Origin of the sequence: Uliginosibacterium sp. TH139 (genome assembly GCF_002855595.1) — a bacterium.
Taxonomy (GTDB): Bacteria; Pseudomonadota; Gammaproteobacteria; order Burkholderiales; family Rhodocyclaceae; genus Uliginosibacterium; species Uliginosibacterium aquaticum.
The window spans coordinates 781,248-800,806 of the sequence record NZ_PKRR01000001.1 but is presented as its reverse complement, the minus strand read 5'-3'; the positions used below and the strand labels follow the sequence as shown (position 1 = coordinate 800,806).

Here is a 19,559-nt window from a genome sequence, read left to right as displayed (position 1 = left end):
TCGCTAACCATTCCGTCGAGAGGGACCGCCCACAAGCTGCGCTTGTTGGTTCCCTTCGCGGCTTCGCCGCTACGGCGGCCCCTCACGTCAAACGTTAGGAGCTTCGTTCGTGCGCAAAGAAATAGTTTGGTCGTCGTTCGCAATCGGATTAGCAGCATCGCTATATCTTTGCGCTCGGCCATATATTTCTTGGAACGAACTAACGGTGCACCACATGAAACGTGAAGATTTGTTTTGGTTTTGGGTGGTATTGGCAGCGCCGGGAGCGATTATTTCTCTAAGATTTAGAAAGCAATTATTTGGATGCCTTGTTTGTTCTCCGGTGGTTTCTCTCATCGGAGCGGCGGTTGTTTTTAACTGTATTCAAAAAGCAGATGCTTCAACAATCGGCTTTACTCCTGTCTCCGCCTTTCTAATACAAGCGCCTGTTGCACTGGCGTTGTACTTGGCCTCAAGATTGGTAGAGAAATACAATGCGTAGTCATTGCGCTCCTAACATGGCAGTCGAGAGGGACATCCACAAGCTGCGCTTGTTGGTACCCTCCGCGCTACGCGCTCCGGCTGCCCCTCACTTCCACGTTAGAGCTCTCCATGAAAAAACTGGCAGTCTTTGCGTTTGCGTTCTTCATCTTGGGCTCCGTGGCATATTTGTCCTTTTCTTACGGCGCCAAGTACGAGCGAGGTCGGCTATCTGATGAATTAACGGCCATTCAAGCAGAAATGTGGTTTAACCACCTTCAAGATTATCGGGGAATTGAGGCCGACCTAGTCAAAAACTGCAGCAATGTTGCTCTTGAAAAAACTCAATACGCCATCGCAAGTGAAATGCAGCTTTTATCAGAATTTTACAAAGAAAATCCAAACTCATGGGTCACACAATACATTTCAGAGCGCGACGTTAACCTTGTTAATAAATTGAATGGATTTAGGAATCCTTTCCCAAATCCATGGCAGCCAAGTTCATGCAAGTAGGTCACCCACGCTCTAACCATTCCGTCGAGAGGGACCGCCCACAAGCTGTGCTTGTGGGTTCCCTTCGCGGCTTCGCCGCTACGGCGGCCCCTCACGTCAAACGTTAGGCACTATGAACTCGACCGTACAGCGCATTGCCGAACAACCACACATCGTTGAAACTTTGGCGAACGCATTCGATGTTGATTTCTCTCGCCCTTACGATGTGCATCTTTGGTTTAGCGTACAGGCTGAGGAAAAGTTCTTTCCGTTTGCGGGCGAAGGAGCGGGCGGTGTATTCCTGCTCGGAAATGCTAGCGGGTTTGTTCTCTATGTCTCTTCCGAAGGTCAGGCCGGAGTTGTAGCCGCATCACTGACTGAGTTCCTGCAACTTATCGTTGCCTACCCCAACTGGCTCGATCTGCTCAAATTCTCTGGTGGTGGCCGGTTTGATGAGATGGAACGAGCGGCTCCATTCATTGACCAAGATGCTGCCGATGACATCCCGAATATCGAAGTGTCGCGCAGCACTGTTATTCATGGGCTTTCTCTGCCTCCAGCCCCGTCTCCGATTTCAGCACTTCACCATGCTGTCACTGTCTTGGGGAGGGGAGTTGCGGTACATGCTCCCGACGGTTCGGAGTGCGAAGGGCTATTCGGCTCATTCGTAGTTGAAAACAATCGGATGTGGTGCAATGCCTAACAATTCCGTCGAGAGGGACGGTTTGCAAGCTGCGCTTGCAAATACCCTCCGCCGCTTCGCGGCTCCGGCCGCCCCTCACGTCAAACGTTAGGCGTCTGCATGCACGCAATATCATCTTTCGTCGCTACATGTTTACTTCTAGTTATTGCAACGCTCGCATCTAATTGTGCACGTGCAAATTCTACTGATAAGCTTCAGCTCATCAGTGTCGGCGATGACTGCAGTTTTTCGATTGTGGTTTTCAATAAGACTCTTACTAAAAAGCAAATGCGCACAGGAAAGATTCCTGATTCAACGTTCCCATTCATTACGGACCATTGCGATAGCAACAGAATTAGTGCCGGCATATTTGGTGCGCAGCACAGTCTAATAAGAGAAAGTACCATGTCATCTATTTGGGCTGGCGCTCCATATACCGACGGTACACTATCCATCAAAGTTCGACAGGGAAAACGTCGCTTAAAGAGCGTTCATCCACCGCCCGCAGCATGCAATGAAGGATTCCTTGAGAGTACTGAATATTTTGATGCCTTAGTCATTATTTGGAATAAACAAGGTTCATTTAAGATTAAAAGTTCACTCCTGAAACCTAGCTGCACGAAGGTGAAGAATGTCAACCCACAGAAGTGAAAACAGTAGCGGGTACAAACGACCGCCTAACCATTCCGTCGAGAGGGACCGCCCACAAGCTGCGCTTGTGGGTTCCCTTCGCGGCTTCGCCGCTGCGGCGGCCCCTCACGTCAAACGTTAGGCATCATGAAGATTTGGCCACTCAATGAGATTCCGCGATTGCTCTATTGGATAGTGGTTGTTTCACTAATGTTGGTGGCTGGTTATTTTTTTCTTTGGTCAATTCAAACAGCGTGGGTGGGTTCGTTTCCAGATCGAGATGCGCATGCTTACGCAGTCGCCGCATATGTTCAACTTTCAATCAGCGTTCTGGCGGTAGCTCTAGCCGTGTTTATCTGGCTAAAAGGCAGGAGGTGAGATCGTGATAGATGATCTAATCGAATATGCCGCCGTTGAAGCGGCTGGTGAGGCGCTCGAATACGGAGCAAAAAAGAGTATTATTTTTAAGGTTGTGCTCTGGCTAGTATTGGCAATTTTTGTTGGCACCTTGATTTACATTACGATTAAGTACTCTTAAAAAACGTGCCCCTCATAAAGATGCCTAACCATTCCGTCGAGAGGGACCGCCCACAAGCTGCGCTTGTGGGTTCCCTTCGCGGCTTTGCCGCTACGGCGGCCCCTCACGTCAAACGTTAGGCCTCACCAATGAACGCCCCCACTGCGTACCATCAACTTGGCCGCTTCATCGTTACCTTTCAGCATTTGGAAGATGCTGTTAACGACCTCCTCGTGCTCATGGCCGACACAGACGATGGGGTTGTTCGGATACTTGCGAACGATCTTGAATATGGGAAACGGCTCAATACAACCGATGTCCTATTTGCCCGATTTGTTGATCTTCGAAACAACACACGCACGGAAGCGAAGGCCGAATTTCACAAACTCATGGTCGAGCTGCGAGAACTCGGGGAGCGACGAAACGATCTGGTTCACTCAAGATATAACTCGTGGCTGAACGTGGACGGCAAGGAGGGTTTGCTGCGTACAAACGCAAAGCTTCGTGGCAGCAAAGGGGAGCGCGAAGAAGTGGAAGAGGAGTAGCAACCGGAAGCTTTCAATGCAGACCTCCTGCGCCTTGCTAATGCAGCTCAAAAACTTGAGGCGTTTCGATTGCAAATCATCGACTGGCTGTACCCCGGCAATGAAGCCTAACACTACAGTCGAGAGGGACAGCCACAAGCTGCGCTTGTGGTTCCCTACGCTGCTGCGCATCTCCGGCTGCCCCTCACTTCCACGTTAGCCTCTTTGTTTCGGTTTTGAATTGAGCGTCGTGCCGGTGGGCTCCGAATGACGAGCGCGCCAGGTTGAAAGTTGGTTTTCATTGTGAGCGCCGCGCCACTCTTTTCTTTGTCGGCGTTCATGCCGTTGAGATTTGCCGTGTCGCTCGATCGTGCGGCGTTGTATCTTCGGCTTGCCCGATAGGTTTGTAATTTGGCGTTCGGGTTCGTTGATGTTTTTAGTTTTGTCCCGGTGGCGCGAGCAATGCAGCGCCGTTGTTTATCGGTAGTCCGGCGCCGTGGCTGATGAATTGTCCAAGCAATGGGCTAACAGTTCAGTCGAGCGGGACGCCCAAAAGCTGCGCTTTTGGGTTCCCTCCGCTTCGGTTCGGCGCCCCTCACCTCAAACGTTAGATCTTCTCTCATCAACATGACCAAAGTTCTGTTTCAAGTGGATTGTCGGAGGCGAACTGAATTGCTTGGAAAGCTAGAAAGCCAAGCAGAGCGCCGGGCCGCATTTGGAGAAATCGGATTTAGTTTTCATGTTGATGACAATGCCCGTCATATATCTTATGTTCTTTTGAATTGGGTCTCTGTTGCATCGGCGCAGGATTTTCTTGGCTCTGAAGATTCTCATGCATTGGTTGCTGAGTGGCCCATCGAAGAAGTAATAGGCGCTACAGTGCTTCGAGACATTCAAGAAGAAGCCAGTCAATTTTCTCAAGCATGAGGAGCACGTACTTGAGGCATCGGGTGATGAGCATGCAAAAAGGCGCCAATTCGTTTGTGAGCTACACACGATCTAACACTACAGTCGAGGGGACGGCCAGCAAGCTGGCTTCCCTCGCTACGCTCGGCGCCCCCTCACTTCCACGTTAGACCGCAATGCATCCCTACTCGTACATTGTTTCGCTGCGAGCTAATCACCCGTCCCATGACCTCTCTTACCTTTCGGCGCTCCTTTCACTGGAGCGCAGGCATGGCTGGGTCGCTGGTGAGGCGCGTGTGACGCCAAAGGGAACGGCGCTTGGCGGGGTTAGAAGCGAGAGCTATTGGTCCGCTCGGCTTACACCGAAAGAAACTTCGTCCGAGGATCAGCAACTTGAGGACGTTCTGGATCAAGCAGTTTCCGTGTTGCTCGGACTGAGTGACCAGCTCGCTGCGTTTTACGCAACTGGCGGCGCGCTAAACTACTTCGTAGGCCTTTATGGGGTCCGTAACTATGAGCTCCTCCTCTCACCTGCACTTATGCAAAGGCTGGCTACAGCCAAAGTTGAACTGCAGCTAGACATTTATCCCTATGAAAGTGCGGTCTAACAATTCCGTCGAGAAAATCCGGGTTGGTGCAATGTCCTCACAGAGTCCGTCACCGCTGAAGGATAAGAGTACGATCCACGAGGGGCTGATCGCCTGCGGCGCCTTTATCATCATGGTTGCCCTTATGGTCGCCTCGTACTTCTATCCTTACCCCAGCGGCGAACGCCCAGATTTCCTGAGTCTTTTTATGCTGTGGGGTCGCGAGGCGGTGCTCGTCGCACTTGCGATCGTGTTCGTGGTGATGTTCGCGACAGTAGCAGTCATCAAAGCAGTCAAGAAGTGTTTCCGTGCCAAACCAGATGCGTAGTCTCAACATTGAAGTGCAACAATCATTTGAAGCGGCGATTTTCCAGTATTTGGACTGCTCTAATCACTAAGCATCTTCGGCTCACCTGTACTTGGTCGGCACAGCCGTCAGGAAAAAGTGGGTAACCGCCTCAAACGTGAGACTGATCCGCGCAGCTGAAATAAAAAAGGGGAGCAAGGCTCCCCTTTTTTTATTTCCAAGCGTCTGTTTACTCTTTCAACCCGCCACCCAACTGCTTGTACAACTCAACCCGGTTTTGCTCGCGCGCAAGGCGCGTGGTGATCAGGTTCTGCTGTGCGGAGTAATCGCTGCGTTGGGCATCGAGCACCAGCACGTAGTTGCTCACGCCTTTGTCGTAGCGGGCCTGGGTCAGGCGCAAGGCGTCGCTGTAGGCTTGGGACAAGGCCTGCTGGGCTTCAAGTTGCTCGCCAATCGTGGCCCGCTGTGCAAGGGCGTCCGCCACGTCACGGAAGGCGCTTTGCAAGGTCTTTTCGTAGGTGGCGAGCTGAGCACGCTGGCTAGCTTTGGCAGCATCGAGGTTAGCGATGTTGGCGCCGCCGGCGAAGATCGGGATGCTGATCTGCGGGGCGAAGCTCCATGTGCGGTTGTCTCCCGAGAACAGGCCTTCAAGCGAAGGGCTGGCAAAACCGGTGGAGGCCGTGAGACTGATGCGCGGGAAGAACGCTGCACGCGCTGCGCCGATGTTGGCATTGGCAGCGATCAACTGCTGCTCGGCAGCGCGCACATCCGGCCGCTTGAGCAGGGTTTCGGCGGGCAGGCCTGCCGGTAGCTCTGCGGCCTGGGTGACACGCTCAGGCAGGGCAAGCGGCAACAGCTCAGCCGGCACTTCGCCGCCGGTCAGCAGGGTCACGGCGTTGAAATCCTGCTCTACCAAGGCTGCGTAACGGGCCACATCGACGCGTGCTGCTTCAAGCGCGGCACGCGCCTGGGCCAGATCCAGCCCGGACGAAGTGCCGACATCAAAGCGGCGCTGGGCCAGGTTCAGGGTATTGCGCTGGGCGTCGAGCGTGGCCTGGGAGAACTTCTGGCGCTCGCGATCGGCAGCAAGGGTCAGCCAGGCATTCGCCAGCTCGGCGATGAGGCTGATCTGGGTGCTGTTACGGGCTTCTTCGGTCGCCAGGTATTGCGCCAGGGCCTGATCCTTGAGGCTCTGGATGCGGCCGAAGAAGTCCAGCTCCCAGCTGGCCATGCCGATGCCGGCGCTGTACTGGCGGCTAACACGATCCTGCCCGGTGGTGGAGAGCTGCGCCGGGGTGCGGGTGGCGCTCTCACCGCCGGTGGCGTTGATGGCCGGCAGCTGAGCCGCCCTTTGCACCTGGTACTGGGCGCGCGCCTTGTCGATGTTGGCAGTGGCCACACGCAGGTCGCGGTTGTTTTCCAGCGCCAGGGTAATCAGGCGCTGCAGGCGCTCTTCGGCGAAGTACTCGCGCCAGCCGAGTTCAGCGGCGTTGTACTCACCTGCACCGGCGGCTTTCCAGCCCTGGGCCACCGGTGCCACCGGGCGCTCGTAGCTGGGGGCCATCGAGCAGGCGGCGAGCACACTGGCGGCCAGCGTCGTAATGATCCATTGCGGGCGCTTCATCATGCTTGCTCCTTGCCTTCTGCAGCGGCTTGCTCACGCTGCGAGGGCTTGTATTTGAAAATGCTGCGCACCACCACGAAGAACAAGGGAATCCAGAAGACCCCGAGCACGGTGGCGCTGATCATGCCGCCGAGCACGCCGGTGCCGATGGCGTTCTGGCCGCCGGAGCCGGCGCCCGTGGCAATGGCCAGTGGCAGCACGCCCAGCGCGAAGGCCAGCGAGGTCATCAGGATCGGGCGCAGACGCATGCGCACCGCTTGCAGCGTGGCCGCCACCAGGTCCATGCCTTCCTCTTGCAACTGCTTGGCGAACTCGACGATCAGGATCGCGTTTTTGGCTGCGAGGCCGATCGTGGTGAGGAGGCCTACCTGGAAGAACACATCGTTCGACAGGCCTCGGCCGAAAGCGGCCAGCAGCGCACCGATCACGCCAAGCGGCACCACCAGCATCACCGAGAAGGGAATGGACCAGCTCTCGTACAGCGCGGCGAGGCTCAGGAACACCACCAGCAGCGAGATCGCATACAGAGCAGGCGCTTGCGAACCGGCCTGACGCTCTTCATACGAGATTCCCGTCCACTCGTAGCCGATGCCTTCCGGCAGCTTGGCGGCGATTTCCTCGACAGCCTGCATTGCAGCGCCCGTGGAGAAGCCCGGCGCCGGCAGGCCGACGATTTCTACTGAGGGGTTGCCGTTGTAGCGCTCCAGACGCGGCGAACCATAGGTCCAGTGGCCGGTAGCGAAGGCGGAGAAGGCAACCATCTGGCCGGTGCTGTTGCGCACGAACCACTTGTCGAGATCCTCCGGCAGCATGCGCGAGGCAGCCTCACCCTGCAGGAAGACTTTCTTCACGCGCCCCTTGTCGACGAAGTCGTTCACATAGGAACTCCCCCAGGCGGTGGCGAGAGTGTCGTTGATGTCGGTCAGCGACAGACCCAGCGCGGTGGCGCGAGCATTGTCGATATCCACCTGGTATTGCGGCGTATCGTCCTGGCCGTTGGGGCGCACGCCAACGAGGCGTTTGTCCTGCATGGCCATACCAAGGAACTGGTTGCGTGCAGCCATCAGCACTTCATGGCCCACACCGGTGCGGTCCTGCAGCTTCACGTCGAAACCGGAGGCATTACCCAACTCGGGCACGGCCGGCGGGGCAATGGCAAACACCATCGCATCGCGAATCTGCGAGAAAGCCATCATGGCGCGACCGGAAATTGCCTTGACGCGCTGGCTCGCACCATGGCGCTCTTCCCAGGGCCTGAGCCTGACGAAGGCGAGGCCGGTGTTCTGGCCGCTGCCGGCGAAGCTGAAACCTGCGGCGGTGAAGATGGATTCGACGGCTTCCGTCTCTTTCTCCATAAAGTGCTTCTCGACTTGCTTGAGCACTTCAACCGTACGCTCCTGAGTGGCTCCGGCAGGCAGTTGCACGATAGTGAATAGCACGCCTTGGTCCTCATCCGGCAGGAAGGCAGTGGGCAGACGCATGAAGAGCAGGCCCATGCCGACCACCAGCAGGCCGTACACCGCGAGGTAACGGCCACGCTTGCCAAGGATGTTGCCTACGGTGCGGGTATAACGCAGCACACCCGCATCAAAAATGCGATTGAAGCCGCGGAAGAACCAGTTCTCCGAGAAATGCTCGCCTTTGTGGATGGGCTTGAGCAGCGTGGCGCACAGTGCAGGGGTGAGCACCAGGGCGACGACCACCGACAGCACCATGGCGGAAACAATAGTGATCGAGAACTGACGATAGATCACACCGGTGGAGCCGCCAAAGAAGGCCATCGGCACGAACACGGCCGACAGCACCAGGGCGATACCGATCAACGCACCCGTGATCTGGTCCATCGATTTGCGCGTGGCTTCATAGGGCGACAGGCCCTCTTCACTCATCACCCGCTCGACGTTCTCCACCACCACGATCGCATCGTCCACCAGCAGGCCGATGGCCAACACCAAGCCGAACATGGTCAAAGTGTTGATCGAGTAGCCGAAGGCGGCCAGCACACCGAAGGTGCCCAGCAGCACCACCGGCACCGCAATGGTCGGGATCAGGGTCGCCCGCAGGTTCTGCAGGAACAGCCACATCACCAGGAACACCAGTATCACGGCTTCGATCAGGGTCCACACCACTTCCTTGATCGAGTTCTGCACGAACGGCGTGGTGTCATAGGGAATTTCAGCCTTCACGCCCGCCGGGAAGAAAGGCTTCATCTCCTGGATCTTGGCCTTCACGGCCTGCGCGGTTTCAAGCGCATTGGCGTTGGCCGCCAGCTTCACAGCCAGGCCGGAAGCGGGCTTGCCCTTGAAACGGGCCACCACGTTGTAGCCTTCGCCACCGAGCTCGGCGCGTGCCACATCCTTGAGGCGCACCGAAGAGCCATCGGGATTGCTGCGCAGCAGGATCTGGCCGAACTGCTCAGGCGTCTGCAGGCGGCTCGCCACGTTGATGGTGGCATTCAGCTGCTGGCCCTGCACGGCCGGGGCACCACCGAGCTGGCCCGCAGAGACCTGTACGTTCTGCGCCGTGATGGCGTTCTTCACGTCCGCCGGGGTGAGCTTGTAGCTGTTGAGTTTGGCCGGGTCCACCCAGATGCGCATCGCATATTGCGAACCGAACAGCTGGATCTCACCGACGCCTTCGACGCGGCTCAGCGGATCGATCACGTTGGCGACCATGTAGTCCGCCAGGTCGTTCTGACCAAGACTGCCGTCTTCAGACGTAAAGGCCACCACCATCAGGAAGCTGGAGGAGCTCTTGGTGACGGTCACGCCCTGCTTCTGCACTTCCTGCGGCAACGAGGAGAGCGCGGACTGCAGCTTGTTCTGCACCTGCACCTGAGCGATATCGGCATTGGTACCGGCAGCGAAGGTCAGGGTAACGCTCACCGAACCGGAGGAATCGCTGGCCGAGCTCATGTAGAGCAAGCCATCGAGGCCCTTCATCTTCTGCTCGATGATCTGGGTGACGGAGTCTTCCAGGGTCTTGGCCGAAGCACCGGGGTAAGTGGCATTGATCGCCACCGTGGGCGGCGCGATCGTGGGGTACTGCGCAACCGGGAGGGTCTCGATGGAAAGCGCACCGGCCAGCATGATGACCAGTGCGATCACCCAGGCAAAGATCGGGCGATCAATAAAGAAACGTGCCATGGATCTTCTCCTTCTCAGCGGCCAGCGGCCGGCGCGGAAGCGGCGCCTGCCGGCACAGCCTTGATCACGGTACCGGGGCGCAGGCGCTGGAGACCTTCCACGATGACCTGATCACCGGCCTTCACGCCTTCAGTCACCAGCCACTTGTCGCCGATGGCCTGGGTCGTCTTCACCACGCGCGGCGCGAACTTGCCTTCCTCGAGCGCCACCATGACTACCGCTTCGCCCTTGGTGTTGCGGGTCACAGCCTGTTGCGGCACGAGGAAGCTGCCTTCACGCACGCCAGTCTGCAGGCGCGCACGCACAAACATGCCCGGCAGCAGTTCCAGTTTCGGGTTCGGGAACACCGCACGCAGATTCACTGAACCGGTGCCGGCGTCCACCGTCACATCGGTGAAGGCCAGCTTGCCTTCGAGCGGGTAGATGCTGCCGTCTTCCAGCTCAAGACTCACCACTGCCTGCTTGGCGCCGCTCTTGAGGGCACCACTGGCCAGTTCGCGGCGCAGCTTGGCCAACTCGGCCACCGACTGGCTCACATCCACATACATCGGATCGAGTTGCTGCACGGTCGTCAGCGCCGTGGCCTGGTTGGCGGTCACCAGGGCGCCCTGGGTCACAGCAGACTTGCCGATACGGCCCGGAATCGGGGAAGACACACGGGTGTAGGCGAGGTTGATGCGGGCCGTGTCGAGTGCGGCCTTGTCGGATGCCACACTGGCTTCAGCCTGCTTCAGGGCTGCGTCAGCGTCATCGTAATCCTGCTGGCTGACGGCCTTGATGCCGACCAGGTCCTTGTAGCGCTCAGCCTTCAGGCGGCTGCTGGTCAGCGTGGCTTCAGAGCGGGCCAGCGCGGCCTTGGCGCTCTCGAAGGCATTCTGGAAGCTGGCCGGCTCAATCTGATACAGCGTCTGGCCAGCCTTCACATCACCGCCTTCGGCAAACATGCGCTGCTGGATGATGCCTCCCACTTGCGGACGAATCTCGGCAATCGCATAGGGCGCGGTACGTCCGGCCAGGCTGGTGGTCAGTGCCACACTGGCCGGGGCCAGGGTCACCACACCGACTTCGGCGGGCGGCATCTGGCCACCGGCCCCCTGAGCGCCGGGCTGGCCCTTGTTGCAGGCGCTCAGTGCCAGAACGGCGAGCAGGGCAGCCGGCAGCAGGCTGTTCTTGTGCGAGGAAAGCTTCATGCGATTCTCCGTTACGGGGGATGCCGTCTGGGCGGCTGGAAGTCAGATATGAAATGGTTGTTAAGCCCAACCATTTCCTTGGGTAGAAATATACATACATCCGTGCATGTATGTAAGTCATCAGCTAAGATGATTTACACGAATTCACCCACGACCAAATCAGTATGGCCCGAAAAACCAAGGAAGAAGCCCAGGCCACACGCGAGTTGCTGCTCGATACGGCCGAGCAGCTGTTCAGTACGCACGGCGTCAGCCACACCTCGCTGAACGATATCGCCCGAGCTGCCAGCCTCACCCGCGGGGCTGTGTACTGGCATTTCGACAACAAAGCCGATCTTCTGAAGGGTCTCTGGGAACGCGTCGCCCTGCCGCTTCAGCAAGGCCTCGAAGCGGTGGACCGGGAACAGGCAAGCAATCCTCGCGCCCGCATCGTGCAAAAAGCTTGCTGGATGGCCGACCATATTGGTGCTGACGCCCACATGCTGGCGATCATGAACATCCTCATGCTGCGCTGCGAGTTCACCGCAGAAACCGAGGGCGCCCGTGCGCACTTTCGCGAAGTGCGCGAAGAATGCCTGGCCGGCATGACCGACGAATTCCGCACGGCCATCGCCCAGCAGCAGCTCCCGCCGACCCTGGATGCCGAGCGCAGCGCATTGGGTCTATTCGGCCTGGTCGACGGCCTGTGCTTTCACTGGCTGATCGATCGCGAGCGCTTCTGTATCCAGGCATGCACCCGTGCAGCCGTCGAGGCCTACTTGAGCGGCCTTGAATGCACCAGATAAAGCCGTAAAATTAGTGTTTCCTCGGTATCGCCACACCAGATTGGTGCATACACTGAGCAAAGAAGTGAGTGACATGCCCAAACGTGCCGATTGGTACAGTTTTCGCATTAAGCTACTTCTATCGCCCTGCGCTCGCCGGGCGTCTGATTTCAGACAGGAGACCCTTTATGACCAAGTTCCACCTGCTTCTCGCCAGCGCCCTTCTCTGTAGTCTTGGCACCGCCCAGGCCCAGGTAGACGGCACCCTGAAGAAGATCAGCGACACCAAGAGCATCACCCTGGGCATCCGCGAATCCTCCTTCCCGCTCTCTTATCTGGACGCGAACCAGAAGCCGATCGGCTATCACATCGACGTGTGCATGGCGATCGTGGATGCCGTAAAGGCCCGCCTGCAGAACCCCAAGCTCGAAGTGAAGATGCAGGCCGTCACCTCGCAGAATCGTATCCCGCTGATGGTCAATGGCACCATTGATCTGGAGTGCGGCTCCACCACCAACAACCTGGATCGCCAGAAGCAGGTTGCCTTTGCCCCCACCACCTTCGTCACCAATGTGCGCATGGCGGTGAAGAAGGCCTCAGGCATCACCGATCTGGATCACCTTGGCGGCAAGCCGGTCGCCACCACCACCGGCACCACCAGTGTGGCGCTGATGCGGGCCAACGAAAAGGGCAAGAGCATCGACTTCAAGGAGGTGTATGGCAAGGATCACGCCGACTCCTTCCTGATGCTCGAAACCGATCGTGCCGTGGCCTTCGTGATGGACGACAACCTGCTCGCCGGCCTGATCGCCAACTCGAAGAGCCCGTCTGACTACGCGCTGGTGGGTGCCCCGCTGTCGATCGAGCCGATCGCCATCATGCTGCGCAAGGATGATCCGCAATTCAAGGGGCTGGTACACGCCACCATTTCCGACATGGCCAAGACCGGCGCCCTCACCAAGCTCTACAACAAGTGGTTCCTCGCGCCGATTCCTCCCAAGGGCATCAACCTGAACTTCGCCATGAGTGATGCACTCAAGGCGCTGATGGCCAAGCCCAACGACAATCCTGCCGAGATGTACAACACCAAGAAGTAATACACTCAGCAAGGAAGCGGCCGACAGGCCGCTTCCTCTTCATGCCTCCGGGAGAAACATGTGAACTACCACTGGAACTGGAACGTCTTCTTCCAGACCATCCCCTCTGGTGACGAGACCTACCTTGCCTGGATCATCCACGGGCTCGGCTGGACCGTTTCCATATCGCTGGCAGCTTGGGTAATCGCCCTTGTGCTGGGCAGCGTGATGGGCACCCTGCGTACTGTCCCCAACACCGGCCTGCGCCTGATCGGCCACACCTGGGTCGAATTTTTCCGTAATGTGCCGCTGCTGATGCAGCTCTTCATCTGGTTCTTCGTAGTGCCCGAGATGCTGCCGCGCGACTGGGGCATGTGGGTCAAGCAGGACATGCCTGCCAAGGAATTCATCACCGCCTTCGTGGCACTGGGCCTGTTCACCTCGGCACGGGTTGCCGAACAGGTGCGCGCCGGCATCCAGGCTCTGCCGCGCGGCCAGCGCAACGCTGGTCTGGCCATCGGTTTCACCCAGGCCCAGACCTATCGCTATGTGATCCTGCCGATGGCCTTCCGCATCATCATCCCGCCGCTGACCTCGGAATTCATGAACGCTTTCAAGAACTCCGGCGTGGCCTATACCGTGGGCGTGTGGGAGCTGATTTTCGTTTCGCGCCAGATGGTAGAAGAAACCGGCGGTCAGGTCATCGAATCACTGATCGTGCCGACTGTGCTCTACATTCTCTGCGCCTATGCCGCCAACCAGCTGATGGCCGTGATAGACCGGCGCGCCCATGTGCCCGGCTTCATCGTGGCGAAATAAGGAAGACGGCCATGTTCAGTACGCTCGATTTTTCCGTCATCCCGCTGGCCTTGCCCGCCATCTTCAAGGGCCTGGCTTTCAGTCTTGAACTCACCTTGATCGCCATGATTGGCGGCGTAATTCTCGGCACCCTGCTCGCCCTCGCCCGCCTCTCCGGCGGCAAGTGGCTCGGCCGCGCCGCCAAGTTCTATGTCGACATCATGCGTTCGATTCCACTGCTGATGATGATCCTGTGGTTCTTCTTCCTGATCCCGCTGCTTACCGGGCAGCCGATCGGCCAGGAAAAGTCCGCCATCATCACCTTCACGCTGTTCCAGGCGGCCTTCTACAGCGAGATCATGCGCGCCGGCATCCAGAGCATCCCGCGCGGTCAGGTCAATGCGGCACTGGCCATCGGCATGACCTACTGGCAAAGCATGGGGCACGTAATCCTGCCGCAGGCCTTCCGCAACATGGTTCCGGTGTTGCTGACCCAGACCTTCGTGCTGTTTCAGGACACCTCGCTGGTCTACGCTATCGGCGCTACCGATCTGCTCAAGGCCGCTGAAAACGCCGGCATGCTTTACGGCCGCACGGTGGAGATGTACCTCTTCGTGTCGCTGATCTATTTCGCCATCTGTTTCGCGTTGTCCATGCTCGTCAAATACATGAACAAGCGCATCGCCATCATTCGCTAGCCAGGTCTCCTCACCATGATCCAGATCCAGAACGTTTCCAAGTGGTATGGCCAGTTCCAGGTGCTCACCGATTGCACCACCAGCATCGCCAAGGGCGAAGTGGTGGTCGTCTGCGGCCCCTCCGGCTCCGGCAAGTCGACCCTGATCAAGTGCGTCAACGGCCTCGAGCCGGTGCAGCAGGGCAAGATCATCGTCGACGGCATCCAGGTGAACGCCCCCGCCACCAACCTGCCCAAGCTGCGCTCGCACGTCGGCATGGTGTTCCAGCACTTCGAACTGTTTCCGCACATGAGCATCATCCAGAACCTCGCCATCGGCCAGGTCAAGGTGCTCGGTCGCAGCCAGGACGAAGCCAATGAACGCGGCATGAAGCTGCTCGATCGCGTCGGCATCAAATCCCACGCCAACAAGTTCCCGGGCGAGCTCTCCGGCGGCCAGCAGCAACGCGTGGCGATTGCCCGTGCGCTGTCGATGGACCCGATCTGCATGCTCTTCGACGAACCCACCTCGGCGCTGGACCCCGAAATGATCAGCGAAGTGCTCGACGTGATGGTGGACCTCGCGCACGAAGGCATGACCATGATGGTCGTCACCCACGAAATGGGCTTTGCCCGCAAGGTGGCACACCGCGTGGTGTTCATGGACCAGGGCAAGATCGTTGAGGATGCCAGCAAGGACGAGTTCTTCGGCCAGCCGCGTTCGGACCGTGCCCAACAGTTCCTGTCCAAGATCCTCAACCACTGAGAACCAGACGGAGCCATGAGGACTGAGTGCCGAGCAGCATCTCGCGGCCCTCAGCCCTCAGCCCTCACGCCATGCCACGTCTAGCCTTGATTGCCACCGGCGGAACCATCGCCGGCAGCGGCTCGCAGGAGAACTACACCGCCGGCGTGCTCGGCGCTGATGTGCTGCTCGGCGCGGTCGCGGAGTTGCGCCAGCTGGCGGACTGGCATGTGGAGCAGCCCTTTGCACTGGACAGCCGCGATATGGAACCGGCTCACTGGCTGCTCCTCGCGGACCGTGTGCAGGCCATGCTGGACGACCCGGCCATCGACGGCATCGTCATCACCCACGGCACGGACACGCTGGAGGAAAGTGCCTTTGCGCTGGACCTGTTGCTGCCTGCCGGCAAGCCGGTGGTGCTCACCGCTGCCATGCGCCCGGCCACCAGCCTGTCCTCCGATGGTCCGCTGAATCTCTTGCAAGCCGCCTGTGTGGCCCTGCATCCGGCGGCACGGGAGCGCGGTGTGCTAGTGGTGGCCAACGGCCTGATCATCGCGGCACAACAGTTGCGCAAGACCAGCACCCATGCTGTCGAAGCGCTGCAGCCACAGGCCGGCGCGGCGCCCCTCGGCCAGGTCATAGGTGAAATCGTGCAGCTGCCCCCCGGCCAGCCGCCACGCTCCGCGCCACTGCAAGTCCAACCGGGCGAATTGCCGCGCGTAGACATCCTGTATGCCCATGCCGGCGCCACACCAGATCTGATCGCAGCCTGTGTCGCCGCTGGCGCACGTGGGCTGGTGCTCGCCCTGAGCGGTCACGGCTCCATCCCACAATCCTGGCGCCCGGCGCTGGCACAAGCCCGGGCGAGCAGCCTGCAGGTGGTGCGCGCCACGCGCATCAGCGCGGGTGGTGTGTGGCCAAATTGCAACGAAGACGATACCGCTAACGGCTGGCTCGCCGCCGGCCCGCTGAGCCCACAGCAGGCGCGCGTGCTCCTCATCCTGGCACTGGCCGGGCAGGCACACCCTGATCCGCAGCCGCTCTCCGGACTATTTGCGCGCTACCACGCCTGAGACCGGCCTCGCCCAGCCCCGTTAGCAAGGGGGAAACCCCTGTGTAAAAGCGCCTGACACCCCTTGGAGCAGCCCTCTGGTCATGTTGCCAGCCCCTTCGGCGAGGAGTTGAATCGATTCATCCTGCGGGTGAATCGGCGGTCACACAGTTTTGCAAGAAAGGGCTGCCATCCACCTCAAGTTCAGCGCTGCTCCGACGTTAGCGTATTTATCCACGCAAGCGCCCACGGCAGCCGGGCTGATTGCGGGAATCGGGGTGAGGCCTGCGCCGCACTCTGCTCAAATCGACCACGCAGATGGTAACCAGCATGAACACGATGACCCGCCCCGCCCCGGCAGCAATCGAAACCTACAGTGACGAAGTGCTCAATGCCAACTGGCTGCCCCAAGCCATGCTAGCCGCCCTGGGCTTGCCGCCCGGCAACACGCGCAGCCGCCATGCCCGCAGCAGCAGCGTAAAGGATCCGGAGACCTTCATGGCGCGCCTGTACCGCGCCCAAGAATAAGCCCAGCCTCCGGCTTGACGGCTCGAGCAGGTCGCCACGGGCGATCTGCAGCTCAACGCCGGCCGGCGTTGCTGGCCACCGCCGGCGCAGCATCACGTACCAGCCGCATATAGGCCAGTGCCGATTCATTCATGATCTGGCTGATGCGCTCGCTGGTCGTGGCCACATCGCGACGTGCGAACTCGAAACTCTTCTCGCGATCATTCACGGCCAACTCGAAGAACATCCACTGCTGCCGCGCAACCTCCAGATTGGCGCGAATCGTCGGGGTGTTTTCGGCTGCAGCCGCCAGCTCGCCGAAGGCAGCCTTGAATTCCTTGCGGGTCTGCTCCAGATCCACCTCCGCAGCCTTGCCACCCATTCCCGCCCGCATCTGCATATAGATACGCGCCAAGCGCTGCGCCAGCATGTCGCTGCGCGAGGCCAGGTCAACCAGGCGATAGAGTGGCGACTCCTGCGCCAGATCGAACTGCACGGCCAGGCTCTGCGCCGCAATCGAGATCTGCTCGGCTTCAGCCGACAGGCTGCTCGCGGCCGGGCCATTGAGTGGAGCCTCCAGAGCTTTGCGGAAACTCTCCCATTCACTCCCGATACGCCGTGCCGAGCGCGCCGCCGAACCGCTTTGGGCCGCAGCCTGCACGATCGGCAGGCAACGCTCGAACTCGGCAATGCTCTCGGCCAGACGCTGCTGCGCGGGTCCCTGCTCCACGCCCACACGGGCCTGCAGGTAAAGCTTGGCCTGACGCTGAGCCAGGCTACGCAGCTTGCCGGCCGCTTCCATCGGCGTCATCACGGCCGGCGAGGACGGCGCTGCCACGGCCGAGCAGGCGAAAGGAAAGCACAGGATCAGGCAGCGCGCCCACCAGCGTGAATTAATGCACATTTATTTATTACCAAAGTAGTAAGCAAATGTGAATTCTGCGTTGGCTGCATTAAAGCCAGATGACACCCTCGGTCGGTGCTGGACTTGAAGCCCGGCCCAGCAACGCCATCGCGAGAACTACAGGGCGTGGGTACGATCCCCGCGCAGAACGCCGAGCCAGGCTTCGTCGAGGCCACGCGTCAGCAACAGCACCTTGAACAGCTCGCCCATTTCATGCGGCGCCACCAGACGCAGGGCCGCGCGCGCAGCGCGCAGATAGGCCGGCGAATCACTGGGACCAACGCTGCCCAGCAACTCAAGCACACCACAGTTCTGCAGGAAGCTGGCCTGGCTGGTGTAGCCGGCCACGCTGAAGCCCGCTTCATGGGCTGCGGTCGCGATGGCCGTAAAATCAACGAAGCTTGTGATGTCATTAAGGCCGGGCCACAGCAGCACTTCGGGGTGGGCGCGGTGGCGGTAGTAGCACTGCAGGCTGCCGCTAGAGCGGCTGGGCAGGTAGTACTCAGCCTGCGGATAGCCATAGTCGATCAGCAGCAGTGCCCCACGTTCGATGCACGAAGCCCACTCAGCCACCCAGGCCTGGGCGGCAAGACAAATCTCGCTGAGGTATTCCCCCTCCTCCGGCATGTCGACGGGCAAGGCCTCGGCGGCTGCCAGCAGACGACCCGCAGCCGGGCGATCCTGCCAGGCAAATTCACCCGCCGCATCGAGCACCACACCGCGCTCGAAAATGGCGCCGTCGCGCCACACCACCAATTGCACCGGCATCACGTCGAGCACTTCGTTGGCCAGCACGCAGCCACTGAAATTTTCGGGCAGTGCATCCAGCCACACCACCCGCCCAGCCAGATGCGGCACCCGGGCCTGAATAGCTTCCGCCTGACGCACGCGCAGCTCGCCCGAGAGTTCAAGGATGCCGTACTGCGCGGGCAGGCAGCCACGCGCTTCAAGCTCCAGTAAAAGGTCGCAGGCCAGCGCCCCGGTACCGGCGCCCACCTCGATGAGCTCCGGAGCAGAAGCCTCCATGATCTGCAGCACCTGCGCAGCCAGTGCGCGGCCAAAAAGCGGCGAGATTTCCGGTGCGGTCACGAAATCCCCGTCCGGACCAAATTTGTGCGAGCCACCGCTGTAGTAGCCGAGACCAGGGGCAAACAGGGCCAGCTCCATGAAGCGGGCAAAGCCGAGCCAGCCGCCGGCATCACGGATCTCCGTGGCGATCCGGGCAGACAGGCGGGCGGAATGTTCCAGCGCGTCGGCGCCGGGAGCGGGAAGCTGATTGTGCATAGCCGGATTGTAGCGGCGGCGGTGCTCGCCCGGCATCCACTACAATGACGCACCTGTTCAAAGCGCCCGCCCATGTCCGCCAGCCAGTCCTTGCCGCTTTTCCCGCTCCAGAGCGTGCTTTTCCCGCACAGCCGGATGAACCTGCGAGTCTTCGAAGCCCGTTATCTGGACATGATTGGCCGCTGCATGCAGGCCAATGCCACCTTCGGCATCTGCCTGATTGCAGAAGGCAGCGAGGTGGGCGCACCGGCCCTACCGCACCGCATCGGCACCGAGGCCCAGATCGTGGACTGGGACATGAGCCAGCCCGGTATCCTGGGCCTGGTCGTACGCGGTGGTCGGCGCTTTCGCATTCTCGAGCAGGAGGTCGATTCCCAAGGCCTCCTGACCGGCGAAATCGAATGGCTCGGCGAGCCCGACAATGAACCGCCTGCAGCGGAATTCCTGAATCTTCTACCACTGCTGGCCGTGGTATTGAAGGACGCGGGTGAAGCGCGCATTCCACGCCCCTATGCACTCGATGACGCGAGCTGGGTCGGCTATCGCTATGCCGAGATCCTGCCGATCCAGCCTCTGGCGCGCCAGCGCCTGCTGGAGCTCGATGATGCCCAGCTGCGCCTGCGCATCATTGCAGATTACCTCACTCAGCAAGGCCTGCTGAAGAGCGCCAGCTGATGCCGCCAGCCTATT

At 59.6% G+C, this 19,559-nt stretch carries 19 protein-coding genes; 14 read left to right on the top strand and 5 right to left on the bottom strand.

Annotated features, from left to right (window positions below; genetic code table 11):
• Nucleotides 1-214: 214 nt before the first annotated feature.
• The 6 genes from C0V76_RS19495 to C0V76_RS03700 all read left to right on the top strand — a co-directional run bounded on the left by C0V76_RS19495 (nt 215) and on the right by C0V76_RS03700 (nt 5,125).
• Nucleotides 215-481 (top strand): hypothetical protein, encoded by a 267-nt coding sequence (locus C0V76_RS19495; RefSeq protein ID WP_143707341.1) that lies wholly within the window; start codon nt 215-217, stop codon nt 479-481.
• 110 nt (nt 482-591) lie between these two features.
• Nucleotides 592-972, top strand: coding sequence for a hypothetical protein (locus C0V76_RS19490; RefSeq protein ID WP_143707340.1), 381 nt, complete (start codon nt 592-594; stop codon nt 970-972).
• Nucleotides 973-1,084: 112 nt separating this feature from the next.
• Nucleotides 1,085-1,654 carry a hypothetical protein gene (locus C0V76_RS19485; RefSeq protein WP_143707339.1) on the top strand — a complete coding sequence of 190 codons (570 nt, stop codon included), beginning with the start codon at nt 1,085-1,087 and terminating at the stop codon, nt 1,652-1,654.
• Nucleotides 1,655-2,929: 1,275 nt separating this feature from the next.
• The gene (locus C0V76_RS03710) at nt 2,930-3,325 is read left to right on the top strand and encodes a hypothetical protein (protein WP_101940979.1); all 396 of its coding nucleotides are present in this window, start codon (nt 2,930-2,932) and stop codon (nt 3,323-3,325) included.
• Nucleotides 3,326-3,976: 651 nt separating this feature from the next.
• Complete coding sequence (locus C0V76_RS19480) at nt 3,977-4,231, top strand: hypothetical protein (protein WP_158239133.1); 255 nt, start codon at nt 3,977-3,979, stop codon at nt 4,229-4,231.
• Between the two features lie 618 nt (nt 4,232-4,849).
• Nucleotides 4,850-5,125, top strand: coding sequence for a hypothetical protein (locus C0V76_RS03700; protein WP_101940977.1), 276 nt, complete (start codon nt 4,850-4,852; stop codon nt 5,123-5,125).
• 208 nt (nt 5,126-5,333) lie between these two features.
• On the opposite strand, the gene C0V76_RS03695 is transcribed toward C0V76_RS03700, so the two are convergent.
• From C0V76_RS03695 to C0V76_RS03685, 3 genes are read right to left on the bottom strand one after another with little or no spacing between them, the layout of a single operon-like run.
• A complete protein-coding gene (locus tag C0V76_RS03695; RefSeq protein WP_371459960.1) occupies nt 5,334-6,731 on the bottom strand; it encodes an efflux transporter outer membrane subunit in 1,398 nt (465 codons plus the stop codon).
• Nucleotides 6,728-9,874 (bottom strand): efflux RND transporter permease subunit, encoded by a 3,147-nt coding sequence (locus tag C0V76_RS03690; RefSeq protein WP_101940975.1) that lies wholly within the window; start codon nt 9,872-9,874, stop codon nt 6,728-6,730. The genes C0V76_RS03695 and C0V76_RS03690 overlap by 4 nt, the downstream gene beginning before the upstream one ends.
• Before the next feature lie 14 nt (nt 9,875-9,888).
• Nucleotides 9,889-11,064 carry an efflux RND transporter periplasmic adaptor subunit gene (locus tag C0V76_RS03685; protein WP_101940974.1) on the bottom strand — a complete coding sequence of 392 codons (1,176 nt, stop codon included), beginning with the start codon at nt 11,062-11,064 and terminating at the stop codon, nt 9,889-9,891.
• 164 nt (nt 11,065-11,228) lie between these two features.
• On the opposite strand from C0V76_RS03685, the gene C0V76_RS03680 reads away from it, so the two are divergent.
• The 7 genes from C0V76_RS03680 (at nt 11,229) to C0V76_RS03650 (ending at nt 16,702) form a co-directional block, all read left to right on the top strand.
• Complete coding sequence (locus tag C0V76_RS03680) at nt 11,229-11,849, top strand: TetR family transcriptional regulator (RefSeq protein WP_101940973.1); 621 nt, start codon at nt 11,229-11,231, stop codon at nt 11,847-11,849.
• 167 nt (nt 11,850-12,016) lie between these two features.
• Entirely contained in the window at nt 12,017-12,925 is a 909-nt protein-coding gene (locus C0V76_RS03675) for a transporter substrate-binding domain-containing protein (protein WP_101940972.1), read from the top strand.
• 60 nt (nt 12,926-12,985) lie between these two features.
• A complete protein-coding gene (locus C0V76_RS03670; protein WP_101940971.1) occupies nt 12,986-13,723 on the top strand; it encodes an amino acid ABC transporter permease in 738 nt (245 codons plus the stop codon).
• 11 nt (nt 13,724-13,734) lie between these two features.
• Entirely contained in the window at nt 13,735-14,400 is a 666-nt protein-coding gene (locus C0V76_RS03665; RefSeq protein WP_101940970.1) for an amino acid ABC transporter permease, read from the top strand.
• A 15-nt stretch (nt 14,401-14,415) separates the two neighbouring features.
• On the top strand, nt 14,416-15,144 hold the full coding sequence (locus tag C0V76_RS03660; protein ID WP_101940969.1) for an amino acid ABC transporter ATP-binding protein: 729 nt from the start codon (nt 14,416-14,418) through the stop codon (nt 15,142-15,144).
• Nucleotides 15,145-15,215: 71 nt separating this feature from the next.
• Nucleotides 15,216-16,196, top strand: a complete 981-nt coding sequence (locus tag C0V76_RS03655) for an asparaginase (RefSeq protein ID WP_101940968.1) — start codon at nt 15,216-15,218, stop codon at nt 16,194-16,196.
• Nucleotides 16,197-16,504: 308 nt separating this feature from the next.
• On the top strand, nt 16,505-16,702 hold the full coding sequence (locus C0V76_RS03650; protein WP_101941049.1) for a hypothetical protein: 198 nt from the start codon (nt 16,505-16,507) through the stop codon (nt 16,700-16,702).
• Between the two features lie 52 nt (nt 16,703-16,754).
• Here C0V76_RS03650 and C0V76_RS03645 read toward each other — a convergent pair whose 3' ends face one another.
• On the bottom strand, nt 16,755-17,585 hold the full coding sequence (locus C0V76_RS03645) for a type IV pili methyl-accepting chemotaxis transducer N-terminal domain-containing protein (RefSeq protein WP_101940967.1): 831 nt from the start codon (nt 17,583-17,585) through the stop codon (nt 16,755-16,757).
• Between the two features lie 117 nt (nt 17,586-17,702).
• Nucleotides 17,703-18,869 (bottom strand): class I SAM-dependent methyltransferase, encoded by a 1,167-nt coding sequence (locus C0V76_RS03640; protein ID WP_101941048.1) that lies wholly within the window; start codon nt 18,867-18,869, stop codon nt 17,703-17,705.
• A gap of 72 nt (nt 18,870-18,941) precedes the next feature.
• Between C0V76_RS03640 and C0V76_RS03635 the strand changes: the two genes are divergently transcribed.
• On the top strand, nt 18,942-19,544 hold the full coding sequence (locus C0V76_RS03635) for an LON peptidase substrate-binding domain-containing protein (RefSeq protein ID WP_101940966.1): 603 nt from the start codon (nt 18,942-18,944) through the stop codon (nt 19,542-19,544).
• The last annotated feature ends 15 nt before the right edge of the window (nt 19,545-19,559 follow it).